General features: G+C 46.0%; 1 protein-coding gene. It reads right to left on the bottom strand.

The genetic code is table 11. From position 1 onward, the window contains the following. Positions 1-2 precede the first annotated feature (2 nt). Positions 3-1160 carry a bifunctional 2-methylcitrate synthase/citrate synthase gene (gene prpC, locus JR005_RS09555; RefSeq protein ID WP_218664965.1) on the bottom strand — a complete coding sequence of 386 codons (1158 nt, stop codon included), beginning with the start codon at positions 1158-1160 and terminating at the stop codon, positions 3-5. Between the last annotated feature and the right edge of the window lie 27 nt (positions 1161-1187).

The raw sequence follows: 1187 nt of genomic DNA, 5'->3' as shown, positions 1-1187 counted from the left end.
CATTAACCACGCTCCGCCAATGGTTTGAATTCAAGATTTTCAGGACCCGTATAGTTCGCGCTTGGACGAATAATTTTACCGTCTTGGCGTTGTTCAATCACGTGTGCTGACCAACCTGCGGTACGTGCAATCACGAATAATGGGGTAAACATTGCGGTTGGCACACCCATCAAGTGATAGCTCACCGCACTGAACCAGTCGAGGTTCGGGAACATGTTTTTCACTTCTTTCATCACCGCTTCTAAACGTTCAGCGATCAGATACATTTTGTTGTTCTCTTGCGCTTCGGCAAGATCACACGCCACTTTCTTGATCACTTCATTACGTGGGTCAGAAACAGTGTAAACAGGGTGACCAAAACCAATCACCACTTCTTTTTTCTCAACACGACTACGGATGTCTGCTTCTGCTTCATCAGCATTGTCATAACGTTGTTGAATCACGAATGCAACTTCGTTCGCCCCACCATGTTTTGGACCACGCAGCGCACCAATACCGCCAGTGATTGCTGAATACATATCTGAACCTGTACCTGCAACGACACGTGAAGTAAATGTCGATGCGTTGAACTCATGCTCTGCATACAAAATCAAAGACGTATGCATGGCTTGAATCCATTCTTCAGATGGCGCTTCATCATGCAGTAAATGCAAGAAATGTGCAGCGATTGAGTCATCGTTGGTTTCAACTTCGATACGACGACCGTTGTTGCTGAAGTGATACCAGTACAACAACATTGAGCCCAAGCTTGCCATTAATTTGTCAGCGATGTCTTTCGCGCCCGCTTCGTTATGGTCTTCATGTTCTGGGGTTAGGCAACCTAAAACTGAAACACCCGTACGCATCACATCCATTGGGTGTGCAGATGGTGGCAGTTGCTCAAGTGCGGTTTTCAATGCGGCTGGTAAGCCACGAAGTGCTTTTAATTTTGCTTTATACGCTTTAAGTTCTGCTTTGTTCGGAAGTTTACCGTGTACTAATAGGTGTGCGACTTCTTCAAATTCGCTACCGACTGCAAGGTCGAGAATGTCATAACCACGGTAGTGCAAGTCGTTGCCACTGCGGCCTACGGTACAGACTGCAGTGTTGCCTGCCACTTGTCCGCTGAGTGCAACTGATTTTTTTGGTTTGAAGCCTGTGGTTGTTTCATTACTGCTCATAAGATTGTCCTTTTTATATCCTTAGGT

This window comes from Acinetobacter sp. Colony158 (genome assembly GCF_019264745.1).
GTDB classification, from domain to species: domain Bacteria; phylum Pseudomonadota; class Gammaproteobacteria; order Pseudomonadales; family Moraxellaceae; genus Acinetobacter; species Acinetobacter ursingii.
This window is presented reverse-complemented; position numbering and strand designations above follow the sequence as displayed.